Origin of the sequence: Actinotignum schaalii FB123-CNA-2 (genome assembly GCF_000411135.1) — a bacterium.
Taxonomy (GTDB): Bacteria; Actinomycetota; Actinomycetes; order Actinomycetales; family Actinomycetaceae; genus Actinotignum; species Actinotignum schaalii_A.
In genome coordinates, this window is sequence record NZ_KE150263.1 from 198,402 (window position 1) to 218,519 (window position 20,118).

The following is a 20,118-nucleotide window of genomic DNA, read 5'->3' on the forward strand; positions in this document are numbered from 1 at the left end:
CCTATAGTAGCGCGCCCAGCGCGCGCACGGTGGCAATACTTGCCAGGGCGTAGGCCCCGGCGGAGGCGCTGCGCAGCACATGCGCGCCCAGGAGCACCGGGATAGCGCCCGCCGCCTGCAACGACTCCATCTCTTCCGGCGCGATTCCGCCTTCCGGACCGATAATCACGGCCACGGGTCCGGCCACTTGCGCAAAGCTCACCGTTCCGCGGGCCACCGCCTCAGCCAGGGTAACGTCGGCTTCCTCATGACAGATTAACACGGTGTTCCCGGTAAGGGCCTGGGGCAGCTGCGCCGTCGTGCTTAAAGAACGGATACGTGGAATGTAGCTGCGCCGTGATTGTTTCGCCGCGGCGCGTGCCGTCGCCTGCCAGCGGGCCCGGCCCTTCTCCTCTTTATTTTTCCAAGAAGCGACGCAGCGGGCCGCTTCCCACGGGACGATATCCCACACCCCGTATTCGGTGCAGGTTTCCACCGCTTGTTCGTCGCGGCCGCCCTTCGCGAGGGCCTGCACCAGGGTGATGGGCCCGGCCGGTTTCGGCTCCGCGCTCACTTCTTGAACACGGGCGCGCACATCATTTTTGGCGACGACGCTCACCGTGCAGCGGGCCCGCCGGCCCTCCCCATCGGAGAGCAGGATTTCCTCGCCAACCCGGATCCGCATCACGCTGGCGTGGCGTGCTTCTTCACCGGTGAGGCTCAGTTCCTGGCCCACCCGGAGACAGGCGCCGGCTCCGCCCCCGGGCCGGGTGGCGGGGAAGTCGGCGAAGAAAAGCGGGAGCGTCACAGCGAACTCAACCTTTCGCGCAATTTATCGAAGAAGGATTTGCCCTGCTCGGATAGCTGGGCATCCTGCACACTTTCCCCGCGCAGCTCAGCCAGTTCGCGCAGCAGTTCCCGCTGGCGTTCATCCAGGTCGGTGGGGGTTTTCACCGCGACGGTAATCCGCATATCCCCGCGGCCCTTACCGCGCAAGCGAGCCACGCCCAGGCCCTTGAGGGTGAGGACTACGCCGGAGGAGGTCCCGGCGGGAATCTCCAACTCCCGGTCCCCATCCAGGGTGGGTATGGTGACGTTGCCGCCCAGGGCCGCGAAAGTCATGGGCACCTGGACCTCGCCGAGGAGTTCATCGCCCACCCGCTGGAAAATGGGGTGTTCTTCCACCCGGATTTCCACGAAAATATCGCCGGCCGGGGCGCCGAAGGTTCCGGCATCGCCCTGGCCGCGCAGGCGGATGCGCATGCCGTTCTCGATGCCAGCCGGGATATCTACGGTGAGGGTTTTTTCTTGGCGGATGCGCCCGGTGCCGTGGCAGGGACGGCAGGGGTCGGCAATGATGGTACCGTGGCCTTCGCAAGTGTGGCAGGGCACCTGGGTCACCATTTGACCGAAGAGAGAATTCGTGACTTGCTGGACCATCCCCTGGCCTTGGCAGGCCCCGCAGGTCACCGGCTGGGAGCCGGCCGCGCAACCGCGGCCCGCACATGTAGGGCATACAGCGAAGAAGGAGTCGCTTATCTGGCGCTGGGCACCGAAGACCACGTCGGAGAGTTCGATGCTCAAACCGAGAAGTGCATCACGCCCACGTTCCCCTCGCGGGGTCGGGCCGCCGGCGCGCATACCCGCTCCCCCGAAGAAGGTGGAGAAGATGTCGTTCATATCGAAACCAAAACCGCCGGCTCCGGCTCCCCCGCCGCGCCCGCCCAGGTCATATTGACGGCGCGAGTCCGGGTTGGAAAGCACCGTATACGCTTCATTGACTTCCTTATAGCGTTCAGCGGCTTCCGGACCGGCGTGATCCGGGTGTAATTTGCGCGAAAGGCGCAGGTACGCTTTGCGGATTTGCTCCTGGCTCGCATCACGTTCCACCCCGAGGGTTTCGTAAAAATCAGCCACATTTCTCCCGTCTTTGTTATGTTCTGCGCCCGCCCGCGCCCCGGCGTGCTACCTAGCTGATGAGTGCCCGTTCAAAGGCCGTGCTCCCAGCTGCTGTGGTACCACCGCACTTATGACTGCCCGGATAGAATACCGGATAGATAGTGAGCAACGGCGCGCACCGCCGCGATATTCCCGGGATAGTCCATCCGGGTAGGACCAACCACGCCCACCCGGGCCACTTCATGCCCGGCTACTTCGTAACTTGAGGAAACCACCGACGTTTCGCTCAGGTTTTCATGGTCATTTTCCACTCCGATGGATACTGCCACATCAGTTTCCATCGCGGCGAGGAGGCGCAAGAGCACTACCTGTTCTTCCAGGGCATCCAGCACCGGGGAAATCGAGTGGAGGAAATCCACCGAATGGCGGGAAAGATTGGCGGTTCCGGCCATGGTGAGGCGATCCTCCGCGCCGGTATGCACCGCGGTGGTGAGCGCCGCCGCAATATCACGCAGGGCTGCGGAGACTTCCGGTTCACTCCGCTCGGCGATCTCCGCGAGCACTCCAACTGCGGTGGTGAGCGGCTGACCGTTACAGCGGGCGGTCACCTCCCGGCTTACCGCATCCACATCCAGGCCCTCCAGGTGTGCAGGCACCGCAATAACGCGCTGCTCTACCCGCCCCGCGCTGGTAATAACCACGAGGAGAATGCGGGTAGCGCCGAGCCAAATAAGTTCCAGGTGGCGCAAGAGAGCTTTATCCAGGGCCGGGTATTGGATAACCGCGACCTGCTGGGTGAGGTGGGACAGCAGGCGCGCGGCGCGATCCAGCACATCATCAAGATCCACGGCGGCATCCAGGATTTGGCTAATAGCGCGCCGTTCTGCCCGGGAGAGCGGTTTGACGGTGGTGAGGGAGTCCACGAAAGCCCGGTAGCCAGCATCGGTAGGGATGCGCCCGGCCGAGGTATGCGGATGGGTGAGCAGCCCGGCTTCTTCCAGGACCGCCATATCATTGCGGACGGTGGCCGGGGAAACTCCCAGAGCGTAGCGTTCCACGAGAGCCTTGGACCCCACCGGTTCGCGGGTGGTGACGTAATCGCGCACAATCGCCTCAAGAACGCGCCCGCGCCGATCTTCTGCCGCCACCTGTATCCTTCCTCCCCGTGCCGTGGAACCGCGGCGTTGCCCGTAGCCTTACCCCGACCCCACTCAGCACTCTATACCTTCGAGTGCTAATTCTACGCGGGGCGGACCCTGAGCGCATACCCTTAGAGCGTGATGTTCTCTGCTACCGGAATGCCTGATCGCTACGGCGACGACGTGCTCGCTCGCGATCCGCACGACCACCGCCGCCCCTCCCGCCCCGTACCGGCCGCGCCCGGCCTCCTCATTGAAGACGTGGCCTCCGGTTTTGTGGGCGAAGTGCTCACGGTGGGGAAAGTTGCAGGGCGCTGGCAGATGGAACTGGAGGGCCGCGGCGGGGTGCGCCGTTCCTTCCCGTTGGGCAAAGGCTATTGGATCGAGGGGGAGCCAGTGGAGATCACCGTCCCGAAAGTGGAGATTCCGCGCGGCCGGCTCCTGACCGCCTCCGGTTCTTTTCACGTGCAGGCACGGGCACGCGTCGCGCGCGCCTCACGTATCTGGGTGGAAGGTAAGCACGACGCCGAACTGGTGGCCAAGATCTGGGGTGAAGATCTAGCCCTCGAAGGAGTAGTGGTCGAAGAATTACTCGGGGTGGATAATCTGGAGACCGTAGTAAAGGAAACTGCCCCTGACAATGAGCACCGCCTGGGTGCGCTGGTGGATCACTTGGTTCCCGGCTCTAAGGAATCGCGGATCGCGGCGCGGGTGGCCGGCCCGGGAGTACTGGTACTAGGACACCCATATATTGATGTGTGGCAGGCTATTAAACCGGCCGCGGTGGGCTTGCGGGCCTGGCCGGAGGTACCGCGCGGGGAAGATATTAAGATCGGCACCCTGCGCCGCCTCGGTTGGCCCCACGAAACCCCCGAAGATATTGGCCGGGCCTGGTCCCATATTCTCGCCTGCGTGCATTCGTATAAAGACATTGAACCCGCACTGCTGGGTCGCATGGAAGAACTCATCGATTTCGTCACCGCTGCCGGCACCCGGTAGGGGTAAGAAGCACCCGCCCACACCCGGGTGGAGCCACAAGCTACACCTCTCCGATCCCGGCAATAAGCGCGATTAGCACCCCTTCCGGAACCGCTGCGCGAACCTAGCTACAATCCTGAGGCCCTCAGGGTATATCCTTGCTGCGTGGCGCCTATCTGGTCCCGACCGGAGCCGCTGCCCTCGTTGTTTCGGTTCTTCTGCACCCCTATCAGGAGTTGTGATCACGTGGCCCTCCAGCGCCGCTCCCTCGTGGACAAAATCGCGGTTGCGTCCCCGCGCGGCACCCTCGCCGTTGCTTCGGTTCTCGTGGGACTTGTCTCTCCCTTTATCACGCTATCGGGAGAAAATGCCACCACGGTTGTATTCTTCCGCTTCGGCTTAGCTTTCCTTACCCTGCTGCCCATGGTGGTTCATGAATGGCGCCAGTACGGGCCAATGCGGCGCACTGATCTACTGCTCTACGCGGTATGCGGAGTGTGCTTCGGGGTGGATATGGCCTTGTGGACACCTTCGGTGCTGCTGGCCGGCCCGTCGGTTTCCGCGGTGGTGGTCAATTACGTGCAGGCCCTCGCGGTACCTCTGGTCGCCTGGATTTTCTTCCGCAACCGGGTCCCGTGGATGTTTTTCGTGGCAGCACCTTTTTCCCTCGGCGGGATTTTCTTGCTTTCGGGCATCCTCGACGGCGCCGGCGGATCCGATCTGATACGCGGCATTATCCTCTCTGCACTCGCGGGCCTCACCTATACCGTGTACGTGGTCCTCACCGGGCGCACTAATTCTCCGCACCATCAGGGCACCGCTATGGCGATCGTCTGCCTGGTAACCACGGTGGTGTCCACCCCGCTGCTCATTGTCACCCATGGTCCCCTCACCCTCGCGCTCTCGGCTAGTTCCTGGGGCTGGATGATTCTTATTGCGCTCTCCAGCCAGGTGCTGGGGTGGTTGTTCTGCCAGGCAAGCATGCCGCTGGTTAATCCTTCGGTGGCCGCAACCCTTATTTTGATTCAGCCGCTGAGCGCCATCATTTTTTCCGCGGTGCTCGTTGGCGAACGGCTCTCCACTCTGCAATGGCTGGGCGCCATTATTATGCTGCTCGGAATTTTCCTCATCGGGCGGGCACCCAAGCGCCGCTACCGGCTCGGCATCAAACGGCCGTCACTACGCATTCGGCGTAGGCCCGTAGCGTAAAAACTCCGTGCCGGACGACCACTGCAGCCACCCTTCGATAGATTGCGACTAAGGTCCCTTATCACGAAGGAGTAGCTATGCGGACTAACAATGTCACCACTTTCCCGGTTCTCTCCGATAAGAGCGTTATCGTCACGGGAGGAGCCTCCGGGCTCGGGCGCGAAGCATCGATTCTTTTTGCTGAAGCCGGCGCTAAGGTCATCGTCGCTGATTACAATCTAGACGGCGCTGAAGAAACCGTCGCTACCATCAAGCAGGCTGGTGGCAAAGCTATTGCGGTACGTACAGATGTCTCAGATTCCGAATCCGTCCAAAATATGGTTGCGACCGCGGTAGAAACCTACGGACGCTTGGATGGAGCTTTCAATAATGCAGCTGCTGCGCCCGATAATGCACTCACCTCCGAATTCGATGAAGACTACTGGGATAAGCTCATGAAAGTCGATCTCAAAGGTGTGGCGCTGTGCATGAAGTACGAAATTAAGCAATTCCTCGCACAAGGCGACGGAGGTGCTATCGTCAATACCGCTTCGGTTTCCGGCATTCGACCCCAACCATTTAATCCTGCCTATGTTTCTGCCAAACATGGAGTAATTGGCCTAACCAAGGTAGCAGCAGTGGAGAACGGCCCGCATAATATCCGCGTTAACGCCATTGCCCCGGGTGCTATTGATACACCGATGTTGCATGATGCCTTAGAAGCTCTTGGAACTAGCGGTGAGGAATACGCACCCATGATTTCCTTACTCAACCGTTTTGGTAGCCCGCGCGAAATCGCGCAACCGGCCCTGTGGTTGCTCTCCGACGCGGCTTCTTACGTGACGAGTACCGTCATCGCCGTGGATGCCGGTTACACCGGCCGCTAAGCCTATCCGTTTCAAATACCAGGATCAGCTCTACCAAAGAGCCCGGGTCACCGTATCAGCCAGGAGCCGCCCGCGCCGGGTCAGAACGAGGCGCCCGGCGCGCGCGGTTTCTGCCTCGACTAGACCATCCCGGACCAGGCCCTCCACCACCGCGGCGTCCACGCCCCGCGGGATATCAATTCCGCTATGCATCCGGATACCGAGCATGATTTTTTCTTCGCGTTGTTCGGCCGGGCTGAGAATTTCCCGCTCCAGGGCCGGCGACGTAATGGCCGGCTGGCTCGCGGCTATCCCGCCCGCCGCGCGTGGCGCGGCGGCGCCGTCGTTGTTCCCTATTCCGCGCGCCCAGACCCGATCCGCATACGCGCGCGGATGTTTAACGTTCCAAAACCGCACCCCATTAATATGCGAGTGCGCGCCGGGGCCGTAACCCCACCAATTCGCGTTCTCCCAGTAATAGCAATTGTGGCGGCATTCGTGACCGGGCCGGGCCCAATTCGAAATTTCGTACCAGCGGTAGCCAGCCGCGCTGAGGATATCATCCGCGACCTCGTATTTATCGGCAAGTTCGTCCGGATCGGGGAGGCTAATGAGACCGCGGCGGGCCTGCATCCCCATTTTAGTGCCGGGCTCCACCATGAGCCCGTAGGCGCTGATATGCGCGGGTTCGAGGGCAAGAGCTGCGGCCAGGGAGGTGCGCCACTGCGCCATCGTCTCCCCCGGTGCCCCGTAAATGAGATCGAGAGAATACTCCAAACCAAGCTCGCGGGCCCAGCCGGTTACGCGTTCGACCTGGCCGGGACTGTGTTGGCGGTCAAGGGTGCGCAGCACCTCGGGCACAGCTGATTGCATCCCAAAAGAGATGCGGGTGAAACCGCCAGCCCGCAGGGTCGCGAGGGCCTCGCGGTCCACGGATTCCGGATTACATTCCGTGGTGATTTCGGCACCCTCGGCTAGACCGAAAGCGCGCTCCAGCTCCGCGAGTACCGCGACGAGCTGCTCGGCATCCAACAGGGTGGGAGTACCGCCCCCGAAAAAAACGGTGCGCAGCGCGGCGCGGTTGGTGCCGGTGTCGAGAACCTCCCGTGAAAGCGCTATTTCACGGGCGAGAGAAGCTGGAAAATCATCGCGGCCCGCACCTGGCCCGAAGCTCGCCTTAGTGTAGGTGTTGAAATCGCAATAACCGCAGCGCACCGTGCAAAAAGGAATGTGGATGTAGGCGGAAAAACCGGCGCTCACATCTGGGTTCGGGAGCGTACCGGAGGCCGGAGCCGGCTCGCCGTGCGGGAGGGACGCCATCGGAGCCTAGGCCCGCACCGCGAGAATGTCGTGAATGGTGCGCCCGGCCGCGATACCGCGTTCCTCAAAACGGGTGAGGACGCGTTCCTCCCAGCGCGGCGCGAAACCGCCGCGTTCCGGGGTGGGATCCGCGGGGTCGGGGCGTTCACCGGCGTGCGGATTCGTGAAATACGGGGATGTTTCGACGACGTCGCGCATCTGCCAGGCGTAATTATCCCAATCCGTGGCCAGCCGCCAGGTGCCCCCTTCCCGGAGCATCCCGGCCACCACCGTGGCAAAAGGCGCGGCAACCAGGCGGCGCTTGTGGTGGCGGGCTTTGCGCCAGGGATCGGGGAAGAATGTCCACACCTGCTCGGCGCGCGGATTCGCGGCATTGGGGTGGGTGGCGCTGCGCGCCGGCCCGCAGGCAGTCACATCTTCCCCGCGAACCAAGCCAGCGCATTCCAGCCCAAAGAGGACCGGGAGGGCCTGGGCGGCATCAGCTTCCAGCACCCGCACGTTGGTAACGCCCGCGCGCAGAATACTGGCCACGCAGCGCGCCGCACCGGGAGCCCAGGCTTCCACGAGCAGCACATTGTATTCGGGGTGGCGCTGGGCGAAGGAGACGCCGTGCTCGCCCGAACCGGGACCGATTTCCACGGCGAGCGGGGCCTGGCGGCCGAAAACTTGCCCGAGGTCACAGCGGGCATCCAGGGCTACCGTGGTGGCCTGGGGTCCGGGGGCCAGCGGCACGAAAAGCTCGGGGTGGCGGGCCACCGTTTCTTCGTGGCGCGCACCCAGGCGCGAACCGCGCAGGGAGAAAGAGCGGATGCGCCATTGGGAGCGCTCGGGTGCGGAGGGCCCGGCTGCGCCGTCGTGCTGCTGCGGTGCGGAATCCGGGCGAACCGCGCGTAAATCTTCGGGACGCTCGGACATATTTACTTCCCCGTGGGTGCTTCGGAGGTGAGGGCCGCAACGAAAGCTTCCTGGGGCACGTCCACGCGCCCGATGGATTTCATGCGCTTCTTACCTTCCTTCTGCTTCTCGAGCAGTTTGCGTTTACGCGAGACGTCGCCGCCGTAGCACTTGGAAAGCACGTCCTTACGCAGAGCCTTGATAGTTTCGCGGGCAATAATGCGCGAACCTACCGCGGCCTGCACCGGGATCTCGAATTGCTGGCGCGGAATGAGGGTCTTGAGCTTCTTCGTCATCTCATTGCCGTAGGAGTAGGCCTTGTCCTTGTGGACGATGGCGGAGAAAGCATCGACCTGTTCGTGATTGAGCAGCACATCCACCTTGACCAGATCGGAGGGCTGTTCGCCGGCAATATCGTAATCGAGGGAAGCGTAGCCCTTCGTGCGGGATTTGAGCTGGTCAAAGAAATCGGTGACGATCTCCGCTAGCGGTAGCACGTAGTGAATCTCCACGCGTTCGGCGGTGAGGTAATCCATGCCCTGGAGCGCCCCGCGGCGTTCCTGGCACAGCTCCATAATGGAACCCACGTAATCGGAAGGAGCCAGGATCGTGGCGCGCACGGTCGGCTCGTAAATCTCCCGAATTTTCCCTTCCGGGAATTCCGAGGGGTTCGTAACCGTGAGTTCTTCACCGGCATCCGTGATGACCCGGTAGATCACCGAAGGCGCGGTGGCAATAATATCCAGGTCGAATTCCCGCTCGAGTCGTTCGCGAATAATCTCCAGGTGGAGCAGGCCCAGGAAGCCGCAGCGGAACCCGAAACCGAGGGCCACCGAGCTTTCCGGTTCGTAAACCAGCGAAGCATCATTGAGCTTGAGTTTTTCCAGGGCCTCGCGCAGGTTCGGGAAATCGGAGCCGTCCATCGGGTAAATTCCGGAATACACCATCGGTTTCGGATCGAGGTAGCCGGGCAGGGCTTCCGTAGCGCTCTCGCGCGCACCGGTCACGGTATCCCCCACGCGGGTTTGGCGTACGTCCTTCACACCGGTAATAAGGTAGCCGACTTCCCCGGCGCCCAGCGCGGTGGTGGGCGTAGGCTCGGGGGAAATCACGCCCAGTTCCAGGAGTTCGTGTTCGGTGCGGGTGGCCATGGTACGCACCTTCGAGCGGGTGGTCAGCTCACCATCAACCACACGCACATAGGTAACGACCCCGCGATAAATATCGTAAACAGAATCGAAAATCATGGCACGAGCCGGCCCGTCCGAACGCCCGGAGGGCGCGGGAATCTCCGCGACGATCCGATCGAGGAGCTCGGGCACGCCCTCCCCCGTTTTCCCGGAAACGGCTAGGCATTCCTCCGGTTCTACGCCGAGGAGGGAAGCCACTTCTTCCGCGATCTTTTCCGGCTGCGCGGAAGGCAAATCGATTTTATTGAGGACGGGAATAATCGTGAGATCGTTTTCCATGGCCATATACAAATTGGCCAGGGTCTGCGCTTCAATTCCCTGGGTGGCATCCACGAGCAGCACCGCGCCTTCGCAGGCCGCCAGCGAACGGTTGACCTCATAAGAAAAGTCCACGTGGCCCGGGGTGTCAATCATATTGAGAGCGTAGGCTTTCCCCTCCACCGACCACGGCAAACGCACGGCCTGCGATTTGATGGTGATGCCGCGCTCACGCTCAATATCCATCCGGTCCAGGTATTGATCACGCATTTCGCGCTGCTCCACAATCCCGGTGAGCTGGAGCATCCGGTCAGCCAGCGTGGACTTTCCGTGATCAATATGCGCAATAATGCAAAAATTTCGGATACGCTCGGGCGCCGTCGCGCCCGGAATAATGGCGCGCGATTCCTCAGCGGAAGAAATAGGCACGTCTCTCCTTCACAATAAACTCTGCTCAAGTATAGTCCTTGGACCATAATGGATATGGATATATCGGTCACGGGAGTTGCCATGAATGTTCCTTTGTCAGTGTTAGATTTCGCTACGCGGTACGACGGCGAAGCTCCGGCCGCGGCCCTGCACCGCTGCGTGGACCTCGCTAAGCGCGCCGAAGCCGCCGGTTACACCCGGGTGTGGTACACCGAGCATCACAATATGCCCACGGTGATTTCCTCCTCCCCCGCGATTATCATCGGCTACGTTGCCTCGCATACCTCCCGAATTCGGCTGGGTGCGGGCGGGGTGATGCTCCCTAACCATTCCCCGCTCGTCATTGCTGAACAATTCGGGGCGCTGGCGGAAATGTATCCTGGGCGTATTGATCTGGGGCTCGGGCGGGCTCCGGGCACCGATAGCCGCACCCTCTACGCGCTGCGCCGCGATGCCAGCGCCTATGAGAATTTCCCGCGTGATGTGGTGGAACTCCAGGGTTTCCTCGGGGATGCCTCCCGGGTGCCGGGGGTGGCGGCCTATCCGGGCCAGGGCACCCACGTGCCCCTCATCATTCTGGGTTCTTCGCTTTTCGGAGCGGATCTGGCCGCGCAGCTGGGCCTACCGTATTCCTTTGCTTCCCATTTCGCTCCGCGCCTACTCCACGAGGCTATCGCCCACTACCGGGAGAATTTCCAGCCCTCGGAGGAGCTGGCCGAGCCCTATGTTATTGCGGCGGTGAATGTGACGGCGGCAGAAACTTCCGAGGCAGCCGCCCGCGAATTTGAGCGGGTCAAGCGGGCCCGGGTCCGGAATATGCTGCTGCGCGAGACGCCGAGCCGCGATATCTCCGATGCGGATCTTGATGCGGTCATGGACAGTGCGCAGGCCCGCCAAATCCTCGATATGCTCCGCTACACCGCGGTGGGGGACGCGGCCGAGGTAGGTGACTACCTGCAAAAGTTCGCCCGCGATGCACAGGCCGATGAACTGATGATCTCGGTGCAGGCTACCTCGCATGAAGAATCACTGGCGTGCTTGGAGCTCACCGCGCGTGGCTACGGCTTGGATAGCTGAGGAAGGAGCCGCGCTGGCAGCTAGGCGCGGCGTCGTACCGTATCGCGCAGCTTCGCGTTTCTTTTCCCCCACGCTATCGGCCGCCTCGCACGCCCGCGTTTTCTTTGTGGCACGATGGTGAGTATGCCTCTGTCGCAAAAACTACTCGGAACCGGCGAAGAACTCCTTGTCCATATGCACCCCGATGCCCGGCATTTGCTGCCGCGGGCGCTCGGTGCCGCGGCGGTGGTGTTCCTCGCGGTGCTCGGGGTGGTAGCGCTGCCGGGTAGGTGGCAGCCGCTGGCCGGGTGGTTGGTGGTAGCGGCCGGGGTTCTCGCGCTTATTGCGATAGCCGGGTGGCCGTGGCTGCAGTGGTATATGAGCACGGTGAGTATTACCAACCGCCGGATTATTACCCGGCGTGGGGTGTTCACAAAGCTCGGGCACGATCTTCCGCTCGCCGCGGTGGCACGGGTGGATGCGCAACCTGCGGGTACCGGGACCTCCGGTTCCCTTCTTGTGACGACGACGTCAGGCGCCACAGTCACTCTGCGCCGCATTGCGAATCTTCCCGCTGTCACCACGTTTCTGAATACGCTATTGGACAAGCGTGCGGGAGAGGGGATTCACACCGGGACCTCGCGCGAAACCGCCTGATTCTGGTAGTGTTTGGAGATGGACTTTCACCGGTCGGGTGGCAAGTCCTTGTTCTTTCGTAACAACCACGGGTGCCCCACGCCCGCAGTCCTACGAGGAACGCTTCCCTCTCCGACCATATTCATCTATCGCCTAGCGATTGACCGAAAGAGATATTTCATTGGCTAATATCAAGCAGCAGAAGAAGCGCGTTCTGACGAACGAGAAGCGTCGCCTTCGCAACCAGGCCGTTAAGTCGGAACTGAAGACCTACATCCGTAAGACCCGCCTTGCCGTGGAAGCCGGCAATGCCGAAGAGGCGGAAACCCTCCTGGCCGCGGCCTCCCGCAAGCTGGACAAGGCTGTGTCCAAGGGTGTTATTCACCGCAACCAGGCGGCGAACCGCAAGTCGAAGCTCGCTAAGCGCGTGAACGCACTGGCCAAGTAGGCTGTGCTCCGGCCGTGCAGGCCGGACCTCCGGCGCGGTTGTATCTGTTATATCTACCGCGCTGATGCTTAGAGAAAAGCGGCTGGAACCTAGGCGTTCCAGCCGCTTTTCGTATCCCTCACGAATTTTCTCATTCTTCTCCTTCGTGCTCGCCCTCGCGTTCCGCTTCCAAACCGCGGCGTTCTATTTCCAAACGGCGCAGCGTAGCGCGTACTTCGTTTTCACGGTGCCGCTGCCATAGCGCAAGGCAGAGTAACGCAAGAGTGATAAGGGCGGGAATAAGAGCGTAGTCGTACCAACGACCACCTGCTAATGCGCTCCCAATGCAGCCTCCCAGAGTAGCTCCGAGTGCAAGTTGTGAGAAATAGAAATACCTTTTTGAGCGCACCTGAGTCGTGCAACTTTTTGGATTTTAGGTTTTTCTTCGACGTTTGCCCTGTTCAGGGGGTTGTGGTTGGTGGTTTTGGGTCACTAATCGGTTGCGTTGTTTTAGCTTGACCGGGGTCGTGCCGCATTTTCTGCGTAAAATTGGGCACCTCCTCGGGTGCCACGCCTGGGGCCAATAGACAAAATAGTTACTAATGGTGGTGCGGCGTTGGAATGTATCCGGATGCGGACCCGCACGAACTGGGTCAGCAAACGAAGCGCGCGGCAGAGCACCGTGTTTACACCCGATTTCGTGTCTGTAACACGCACTATGGCACCTACACGGTCCAGAATGCGCACTTGACACCTCTCTGCCCACCTCGTGGATGTGGCGCGTGGCAGCGGCTCGGGGCTGTTTTTCGGCCGTGGCTTACACCTGCCCCAACGGCACCGGCGTGCTTTGAGCGGCGATGGTGCCGGACGCCCGGCACGCACTAGCGCTTGAGTCGCGCAATTCGTATTGCGCTAGTCGTGCAGATTTAACATGCGCGTGGACAACCGGGTCACTAAAGTTGCACGACTCAGGAACGACCACCTGCTAATGCGCTCCCAATGCAGCCTCCCAGAGTAGCTCCGAGTGCAAGTTGTGAGAAATAGAAATACCTTTTTGAGCGCATATTCCTCCCTCCTTTCTTCTTCATTCCACAGTAATTGACACTTTCATTATAACGTGACTCCCGTCTCATGTGTGGAACTTTGGCTTATGTATTTCGGTATTGCCGCGATATACACGTAGCGCAGGTGGCCGGAACCTGAAAAGCGTTCCGGCCACCTGCGCTAGCTGAGGGATTCCTCGTGTGGCTATAGTTGTTCAGCTTGCCCCGGCCGCGCCCGGGCTTGGGCGCGGGAGCGAGGCTACCTTAACCGGGGAAAGCCGCATTGATGGCATCCACGGATGCCTTGGCATCGCCGAGCAGCATATCGGTATTCTCATTAAAGAACAGCGGGTTTTGCACCCCGGCATAGCCGGCATTGCCCATGGATCGCTTGAAGACAATCACCTTCTTGGCATCCCACACATGCAGCACCGGCATACCCGCGATGGGCGAACCGGGCTCGGAAGCCGAAGGATTGACCGTGTCATTCGCCCCGATAACCAGCACAACATCGGTATCCGCGAAGGAATCGTTAATATCGTCCATTTCCTCCACGATGTCATAGGGGACTTTCGCTTCGGCCAGCAGCACGTTCATATGCCCGGGCAGGCGCCCGGCCACCGGATGGATAGCGAAACGTACCTCAGTTCCGTTATCGCGCAGCTTCTTCGTCAGCTCCGCCACCGGATATTGGGCTTGGGCCACGGCCATACCGTAGCCGGGGGCAATAATCACCGAGCTGGCGTCCGCGAGTTCTTGGGCCACCTCCGCCGCGGTGGTTTCCGTGTGGCTGCCATAGTCACGCGCCTCCCCGGTAACTGCGCCGTCGGACCCAAAACCGCCGAGGATCACAGAAATGAAAGAACGGTTCATGGCCTTGCACATGATGTAGGAGAGATACGCGCCCGAGGACCCCACCAGCGCTCCGGTGATGATGAGGAGGTCATTGCCGAGGGTGAAGCCAGCCATCGCTGCCGCCCAGCCCGAGTAGGAATTGAGCATTGATACGACGACGGGCATATCACCACCGCCGATCGCGAGCACCATATGTGCCCCGAGCAGCAGCGCAATAATCGTGATGAGGATGAGGGGAATGAGGCCGGCCCCTACCCCGCGGGTCCAGGCGAACCAGATAATAAGCCCCAGGCACGCCAGGATCGCCAGCAAATTGAGAAGATTACGGGCCGGGAGCACCAGCGGCTTGCCGGGAATCTTCCCCGCGAGTTTCAGGTAGGCGCATACCGATCCGGTGAAGGTGATCGCGCCGATGAACACAGCCAAGCCCACTTCGCCCATATGGAAGGCATTTGTGGGGGAGAAATCTTCCCCGGGTTGCTGGAGGAAAGAGTTGTAGCCCACCAGCACCGCTGCCGCGCCCACGAAAGAATGAAGCAGAGCGATGAGTTCGGGCATGCCCGTCATTTCCACGGTGCGGGCCCTCCAAATCCCGATGCCGCCGCCCACCACGAGGGCGAGCACGAGCACCAGCACAACAACAGTGGAAGAAGCCTCCGTGGGGAAAGCGAGAACCACGATAATGGTGGCGACCAGGGCCAACACCATTCCAATGGCGCCCAGAATATTACCTTTCGCGGCGGTTTCCTGTTTGGAAAGCCCGGCCAGAGCGAGAATGAAGAGCAGGGCCGCCACCAGGTAGGCGACAGTTTGCACGCTGAAAGCAACCTTGAGACCACCCAAGTTCGGGGTGGCAAGGGCAAGGACGTCGTTAATAGTAGTGAGCACGGCTTAGCTCCTCTTAAACATAGACAGCATGCGCGCAGTCACCAAGAATCCACCGAAAATATTGATGGAAGCGAGGGTGAGTGCAATAGCGGCAAGGATGGTCACGGCTAGATGTCCCGAACTGAGCTGGAGGATTGCCCCCACCACGATGATTCCGGAAATCGCGTTCGTTACGGACATGAGCGGTGTATGCAGCGCGTGCGTCACCGAGGTGATGACGTAGAAGCCCACCACGCAGGCCAGCATGAAGACGATGAAATGCGAAGTCATGCTCGGCGGGGCCGTGAAGAGAATCCACAGGGCTACCGCCGCTGCCAGCCCGGCCCACAGGTAGCGCAACGGGCTAGGGCGGGACGGTTCAGGGGCGGCCGGCGGTGCGGGAGGCGCTGGAGGCGCAGCCGGCGCGGCCGAGACCTTGATGGGCGGGGGCGGCCAGGCCACCGCTCCCCCGAGGGTGACCAGAATACCGCGCACAATATCATCCTCGGTATCCAGCACCAGCTGGCCGTCCTTACCCGGGGTGGTGAGTTTGAGGAAATTGACGAGGTTCTGCCCGAAAAGCTGCGAGGCTTGGCCGGGCAGGCGTAGGGCAAGATCTTCGTAGCCAATAATCGTGACGCCGTTCTCGGTGTGGACAACTTCTCCCGGGCGAGTACCGGCCACGTTTCCGCCGTTAGCCGCCGCCAAATCAACGATGACGCTGCCGGGTTTCATGGCGGCTACCGCCGCAGAGTCCAATAGTTGCGGGGCCGGCTTGCCGGGGATGAGCGCCGTCGTAATAACAATATCCGCCGCGGCTGCTTCCCGGGCGTAGACCACCCCGGCTGCGTTGGCCTGATCCGCGGTCATTTCACGGGCGTAACCGTCCGCGGATTCCTGGCGTACCGGGATCTCCACGAATTCGGCACCCATGGACTGAACCTGTTCGGCAACATCGGCACGCACGTCCGTTGCCTTGACGATCGCACCCATGGAATTGGCGGTGCCAACCGCCGCAAGCCCAGCAACTCCCGCTCCAATAACGTAGACGGTGGCCGGGGGAACCTTACCGGCGGCGGTAACCTGCCCGGTGAAAAGCCGCCCGAAGTGGGAGGCTGCTTCGATAACGGCACGGTAGCCGGAAATATTGGCCATCGAGGAACGTACATCCATGGACTGAGCGCGCGAAATACGCGGAATTGCGTCAAGCGCCAGGGCCGTGAGTTCACGGCGCGAAAGTTCCTCGATAAGCTCGGGCGAGCCGGCCGGGTTCATACGCGCAATGAGGGTGGCGCCGCGGCTCATGCGGTCAAGGTAGCTCACATCCGGGGCGTCGGTGGCTAAAACAATATCCGCAGCCCAGGCTTCTTGCGCGGAAACGAGGCGTGCGCCCGCGCTTTCGTATTGGCTATCGGGGTAGGACGAGGCCTCCCCCGCCCCCGTTTCCACCACGACCTCGTAGCCCAAAGCGATGAGCTTGGCGACGGTATCGGGGGTGCCCGCCACCAGGGGGTCACCCGGGCGGGTACTTTGTGGTATTCCAACAAGCATAAAGTGCTCCTCAGTACAGCACTACCGTGCTGCGGTCTGCGTGGGCGGCGCTCCAGATACGCCATTGTCGCGCCGCCGCGGGACATTCCTTATTATTCCACGTTTCCCGAAGGGGCCTGAGCACCCCGGCAAGCGTGAGACTGTGCGGGTTAGTCGCTACCGCGTGCGCCGGGCGCGCCCGATGGTGATAATCGCGTGTTCAACAGCGAACTGCGGGTCGCGGGAGGCACCCTTGACCTGTTCATCGGCGAGCGCCACCGCTCGAATGGCTTGCCCGAGTCCGGCATCGCTCCACCCGCGTGCTTCCCGGCGGGCCCGTTGGGCCTGCCAGGGCGCCATTTTCAATTCTCGCTGGGTGATGCCAGGCGCCTGGACAATAGCGAGCTGGCGCAGTTTCGCCGCGAGCGCCGCCACGATGGGAACCGGGTTGACCCGGGTGGCGAAAGCGTGGCGGGCCAGTGCCAAAGCTTGGCCGGTACGCCCGGCCAAGGCAGCATCCGCGATCTCAAAGGGTGTTGCTTCATTGCGCCCGGCATAGAAATCCCGAATATGGTCCTCGGTGATCATCCCCTCCACATCCGCGAGGAGTTGGGAGGTGGCACTGAGTAATTCGCGCAGGTCCTGGCCGAGTGCATCAACGAGCGCCCGCACCGCCCCGTCCGTGATTTTGCGCCCGGCGGCCCGCACATCCGCTGTCACCAAGCGCGCCTTATCGTCATCGCGTTTGATTTTTTCGATCCGGGCTACTTGCCAACCACCCGCCGCGATAGCGTCAAGGAGTTTTTTACCGCGGGTACCTCCCCCGTGCTGGATGATCACGGGAATATCCGCATTGGGCTGCGGTAGGTAGGCGAGCATCTCCGTGAGGAACGCGTCATTCATATGTTCGGCGCCGGTGACGATGACGATGCAATGGTCACCAAAAAGTGAAGGTGAGGTGTGCAGGGCGAGGGCCCCGCGTTCATAGGTTGCCGCGTCCACGCGCACGACCTGCACCTCAGGGTGCGCCTGGCGGGCAAGGCTGATGAGGCGGGCCCAGGCGCGCTCGGCAAGGACCGGTTCCGCGCCAACGATGAGGATCACCGGTTCTAAGCGGAGAGCGTCGTACCCGACCGCGCGTTCTTTGGCTGCCATAGCTCCATTCTCTCATGTCATAACCCACCTGCTGCACGGCGGGTGGCTTGGGTGGCGTGGGCTGCGTGGGTGGCTCCTCGCATTCGGAAACGAGGTCCCCTTCCGCCCATGCGATTGCCCCGCACGCGAGGGTGGGATAAATCTGGGCACCGGAATAAAGCTCATAGACGCGTGCGGAGGGATGCCCGTAACTATTCTCCCCCACGGATATCAGGGCAATTGCGGGGTCAAGTTCACGGGCGAGGCGCGCGGATTGGTCCGCGCTTCCGTGATGGGCGACGACGGCGATATCAACCGGCCCGACCGCCCCCACGAGGCGTTCTTGGGCCGGGGCAGTCGCATCTCCGAGAACCACGATGCGTTGAGCAGCCTGGCTAGTGCCACCGCTCGCGCCGGCGTTAGCTGCCCGGCCCGGGCTGTCCACACCATCAGCGTCGAGGAGGATCACGAGGGAATCCGCGTTGGCTTCCTCGGGAATGCTACGCGCACCCGGATGCGGGCTAAGAATCCGGGCGATGGGAACATCATCTACCCGCAAGGTTGTTCCTGCGGCTACCACGTTCACCGGAATGGAATGGGAATCGAGTAAGTCGAGTGCGGTGCGGGACTGGGGCTTCGGGGCGGAATTTGGAGATATCCATACCGCGCTGATTGTTGCGGTGCTGAGAACGTCGCGTAACCCTTCCACGTGATCGGAGTGAAAATGGGAGAGGATGAGGAGATCAAGATGACTCACCTGAGCATCGCTTAGGCAGCGAGCAGCGGCGGGAGTGCGAGGTCCAACATCAATCATTATCGTGTATCCGCGCACCCGGTAGAGGAAAGCTGATCCCTGGCCCACATCGCATTGCACCGCCGTCCAGTTGGAGGGAATCACGGTAGCGCCCGGCCCTCGTGATAGCCCGAGGGCCACGAGGGCGGCCACCAGAATCAGGATTGCGCTCAGGCGGGGTATCACCAGGAGCACCAAGACCGCACATATATGACCGATTCCGGCAAGGACAAGGGGAATTCCCGATCCCGGTAGGGAGGCAAGGGCGCGGGCTACGTGGTCAATCCACCACGTGGCCAGTTGCGCAAAGGAGATGGCGAGGCCGGCGAGCACCGGGAACAGCGGTGCGGTGAGCGCCCCGACAAGTCCGAAAATAGTGAGGGGTGCGACGACGGGTGCCACAAGCGCATTAGCCGGAACCGCCCACAGCGACCCAGCTTCGGTGAAGAGGAGCAGTACGGGTAGGCAGGAGATTTGGGCCACCAGCGGAATGGCAACGACCCGGGCGAGTGCGGCCGGGAAGAACCTGCTGAGGTGTTCCGTAAGCGGGTATCCTCCGCAGATAATTCCGAGGGTGGCACTGGCGGAGAGCAGGAAACCGTAGCCGGTTGCGAGCCACGGATCAATGAGGGCAGCGGTGATGCTCGCGCAGCTCAGGGCATTGATAGCTTGGCTTCGGCGGTTCATTCCCACTGCTGCGAGAACCACCAGGCCCATGAGTGCCGCCCGGATAACCGAGGGCGCGGGTCCCACCAGAATAACCAGTCCACCTAAACCCACCACTCCCGCTAACGCGGTACGCAGGGGCCGGGCCCGGCCCACCGCCATAATAATGATGCCGAGAACAAGGGATACATGAGCCCCGGAGACCGCAATGAGATGGGTAAGGGCCGTTGTGCGCATGGCTTCTTCCAGTTCCGGGGATACCCGGCTATCGTCTCCGAGGGCGACCCCGGGGATAAGGCCGCGGGCGTGCTCAGGGCGGGTGGAGAGCAGCGTGGCAAGCGCGGTATCGATGCGGTGAACGATGCCGGCGCTCAGCGCGCCACTCCCGCGTGTTTGGAGGGCAGGCCCGGACCAGCGGGCACTTTCCCGCCGCCCGTGCGCGGGGGTGAGTCGGCCCTGCCCAAACACGCGCTGACCCGCCAGGGCTGTGCAGGGAACTTCCGCTCGGATTCGCGCGCGGGGGCCGCTGGCAAGCTGCACCCCGTTCGGGCCAGCGGTGGTGATCTTTGCGGGGCGCAGCAGCGCCGTGCATTTTTCTTCTCCCCACGGCATAGTGGAGGGTTCCGGGCGGGTCATGACATAGGCATCCAGTTCCACGCTTCCCCTGACTGCCGGGATATGCGCGGCAGAGAGGGCGAGCAGCCCGGCGATACTGGTAGCACCCAGCGTGCACGCCACCGCGAGGATACTCAAAACCACCCCGCTTGCTTTCCCGCGCCGGCCGGGATGCGCCCGGGCATACCCGGTTACTGCCCAAGCTGCCACGATGCACAGGGCAGCACCGAGGAATCCGAAGTGCGCATACCCGCTCAGCGCCGCCCACGCCCCGCCCAGGGCCGCGGCGGCTGATGGAAGGAGGCGCATATCCTGACCGTGGCCCGCATGCGCGCAATGCGAACTTCGCTGGCTTC

General features: G+C 61.9%; 16 protein-coding genes. 6 read left to right on the top strand and 10 right to left on the bottom strand.

Annotated features, from left to right (window positions below; genetic code table 11):
• Position 1 precedes the first annotated feature (1 nt).
• From HMPREF9237_RS06115 to hrcA, 3 genes are all read right to left on the bottom strand, one after another.
• The gene (locus HMPREF9237_RS06115; RefSeq protein ID WP_016442864.1) at positions 2 to 787 is read right to left on the bottom strand and encodes a 16S rRNA (uracil(1498)-N(3))-methyltransferase; all 786 of its coding nucleotides are present in this window, start codon (positions 785 to 787) and stop codon (positions 2 to 4) included.
• On the bottom strand, positions 784 to 1,896 hold the full coding sequence (dnaJ, locus tag HMPREF9237_RS06120) for a molecular chaperone DnaJ (RefSeq protein ID WP_016442865.1): 1,113 nt from the start codon (positions 1,894 to 1,896) through the stop codon (positions 784 to 786). Before dnaJ ends, HMPREF9237_RS06115 begins: the two co-directional genes overlap by 4 nt.
• 110 nt (positions 1,897 to 2,006) lie before the next feature.
• The gene (gene hrcA / locus HMPREF9237_RS06125; RefSeq protein ID WP_016442866.1) at positions 2,007 to 3,026 is read right to left on the bottom strand and encodes a heat-inducible transcriptional repressor HrcA; all 1,020 of its coding nucleotides are present in this window, start codon (positions 3,024 to 3,026) and stop codon (positions 2,007 to 2,009) included.
• A 132-nt stretch (positions 3,027 to 3,158) separates the two neighbouring features.
• On the opposite strand from hrcA, the gene HMPREF9237_RS06130 reads away from it, so the two are divergent.
• From HMPREF9237_RS06130 to HMPREF9237_RS06140, 3 genes are all read left to right on the top strand, one after another.
• Positions 3,159 to 4,016: a DUF3097 family protein gene (locus HMPREF9237_RS06130; RefSeq protein ID WP_016442867.1), complete on the top strand. Its 858-nt coding sequence runs from the start codon at positions 3,159 to 3,161 to the stop codon at positions 4,014 to 4,016.
• Positions 4,017 to 4,241: 225 nt separating this feature from the next.
• Positions 4,242 to 5,204 carry a DMT family transporter gene (locus tag HMPREF9237_RS06135; RefSeq protein ID WP_016442868.1) on the top strand — a complete coding sequence of 321 codons (963 nt, stop codon included), beginning with the start codon at positions 4,242 to 4,244 and terminating at the stop codon, positions 5,202 to 5,204.
• A gap of 77 nt (positions 5,205 to 5,281) precedes the next feature.
• The gene (locus tag HMPREF9237_RS06140) at positions 5,282 to 6,070 is read left to right on the top strand and encodes an SDR family NAD(P)-dependent oxidoreductase (RefSeq protein ID WP_016442869.1); all 789 of its coding nucleotides are present in this window, start codon (positions 5,282 to 5,284) and stop codon (positions 6,068 to 6,070) included.
• A 30-nt stretch (positions 6,071 to 6,100) separates the two neighbouring features.
• Here HMPREF9237_RS06140 and hemW read toward each other — a convergent pair whose 3' ends face one another.
• Genes hemW through lepA form a run of 3 tightly spaced genes read right to left on the bottom strand, consistent with a single transcriptional unit; the run spans position 6,101 to position 10,140 of the window.
• The gene (hemW, locus tag HMPREF9237_RS06145; protein WP_016442870.1) at positions 6,101 to 7,369 is read right to left on the bottom strand and encodes a radical SAM family heme chaperone HemW; all 1,269 of its coding nucleotides are present in this window, start codon (positions 7,367 to 7,369) and stop codon (positions 6,101 to 6,103) included.
• A gap of 6 nt (positions 7,370 to 7,375) precedes the next feature.
• Positions 7,376 to 8,284 carry a tRNA (guanine(46)-N(7))-methyltransferase TrmB gene (gene trmB, locus HMPREF9237_RS06150; protein WP_016442871.1) on the bottom strand — a complete coding sequence of 303 codons (909 nt, stop codon included), beginning with the start codon at positions 8,282 to 8,284 and terminating at the stop codon, positions 7,376 to 7,378.
• Positions 8,285 to 8,286: 2 nt separating this feature from the next.
• Positions 8,287 to 10,140 (bottom strand): translation elongation factor 4, encoded by a 1,854-nt coding sequence (gene lepA, locus HMPREF9237_RS06155; RefSeq protein WP_016442872.1) that lies wholly within the window; start codon positions 10,138 to 10,140, stop codon positions 8,287 to 8,289.
• A gap of 48 nt (positions 10,141 to 10,188) precedes the next feature.
• On the opposite strand from lepA, the gene HMPREF9237_RS06160 reads away from it, so the two are divergent.
• The 3 genes from HMPREF9237_RS06160 to rpsT all read left to right on the top strand — a co-directional run bounded on the left by HMPREF9237_RS06160 (position 10,189) and on the right by rpsT (position 12,280).
• Entirely contained in the window at positions 10,189 to 11,217 is a 1,029-nt protein-coding gene (locus tag HMPREF9237_RS06160) for an LLM class flavin-dependent oxidoreductase (RefSeq protein WP_016442873.1), read from the top strand.
• A 123-nt stretch (positions 11,218 to 11,340) separates the two neighbouring features.
• On the top strand, positions 11,341 to 11,853 hold the full coding sequence (locus tag HMPREF9237_RS08970; RefSeq protein ID WP_051107001.1) for a PH domain-containing protein: 513 nt from the start codon (positions 11,341 to 11,343) through the stop codon (positions 11,851 to 11,853).
• Positions 11,854 to 12,013: 160 nt separating this feature from the next.
• Positions 12,014 to 12,280 (top strand): 30S ribosomal protein S20, encoded by a 267-nt coding sequence (gene rpsT / locus HMPREF9237_RS06170; RefSeq protein WP_016442875.1) that lies wholly within the window; start codon positions 12,014 to 12,016, stop codon positions 12,278 to 12,280.
• A gap of 1,286 nt (positions 12,281 to 13,566) precedes the next feature.
• On the opposite strand, the gene pntB is transcribed toward rpsT, so the two are convergent.
• From pntB to HMPREF9237_RS09305, 4 genes are all read right to left on the bottom strand, one after another.
• Positions 13,567 to 15,045 (bottom strand): Re/Si-specific NAD(P)(+) transhydrogenase subunit beta, encoded by a 1,479-nt coding sequence (pntB, locus tag HMPREF9237_RS06175; protein WP_016442876.1) that lies wholly within the window; start codon positions 15,043 to 15,045, stop codon positions 13,567 to 13,569.
• A 3-nt stretch (positions 15,046 to 15,048) separates the two neighbouring features.
• Complete coding sequence (locus tag HMPREF9237_RS06180) at positions 15,049 to 16,575, bottom strand: Re/Si-specific NAD(P)(+) transhydrogenase subunit alpha (protein ID WP_016442877.1); 1,527 nt, start codon at positions 16,573 to 16,575, stop codon at positions 15,049 to 15,051.
• A 156-nt stretch (positions 16,576 to 16,731) separates the two neighbouring features.
• Positions 16,732 to 17,658: a DNA polymerase III subunit delta gene (gene holA, locus HMPREF9237_RS09755; RefSeq protein WP_231366734.1), complete on the bottom strand. Its 927-nt coding sequence runs from the start codon at positions 17,656 to 17,658 to the stop codon at positions 16,732 to 16,734.
• Positions 17,573 to 20,071 carry a ComEC/Rec2 family competence protein gene (locus HMPREF9237_RS09305; RefSeq protein ID WP_196800260.1) on the bottom strand — a complete coding sequence of 833 codons (2,499 nt, stop codon included), beginning with the start codon at positions 20,069 to 20,071 and terminating at the stop codon, positions 17,573 to 17,575. Before HMPREF9237_RS09305 ends, holA begins: the two co-directional genes overlap by 86 nt.
• Positions 20,072 to 20,118: the final 47 nt, after the last annotated feature.

Coding starts and splice junctions, on each gene's coding strand:
- hemW (WP_016442870.1), bottom strand. CDS start 7,369: ATGGCGTCCCTCCCGCACGGCGAGCCGGCTCCGGCCTCCGGTACGCTC.
- trmB (WP_016442871.1), bottom strand. CDS start 8,284: ATGTCCGAGCGTCCCGAAGATTTACGCGCGGTTCGCCCGGATTCCGCA.
- HMPREF9237_RS06160 (WP_016442873.1), top strand. CDS start 10,189: ATGGATATGGATATATCGGTCACGGGAGTTGCCATGAATGTTCCTTTG.
- HMPREF9237_RS06130 (WP_016442867.1), top strand. CDS start 3,159: ATGTTCTCTGCTACCGGAATGCCTGATCGCTACGGCGACGACGTGCTC.
- HMPREF9237_RS06180 (WP_016442877.1), bottom strand. CDS start 16,575: ATGCTTGTTGGAATACCACAAAGTACCCGCCCGGGTGACCCCCTGGTG.
- HMPREF9237_RS09305 (WP_196800260.1), bottom strand. CDS start 20,071: ATGCGCCTCCTTCCATCAGCCGCCGCGGCCCTGGGCGGGGCGTGGGCG.
- HMPREF9237_RS06140 (WP_016442869.1), top strand. CDS start 5,282: ATGCGGACTAACAATGTCACCACTTTCCCGGTTCTCTCCGATAAGAGC.
- HMPREF9237_RS08970 (WP_051107001.1), top strand. CDS start 11,341: ATGCCTCTGTCGCAAAAACTACTCGGAACCGGCGAAGAACTCCTTGTC.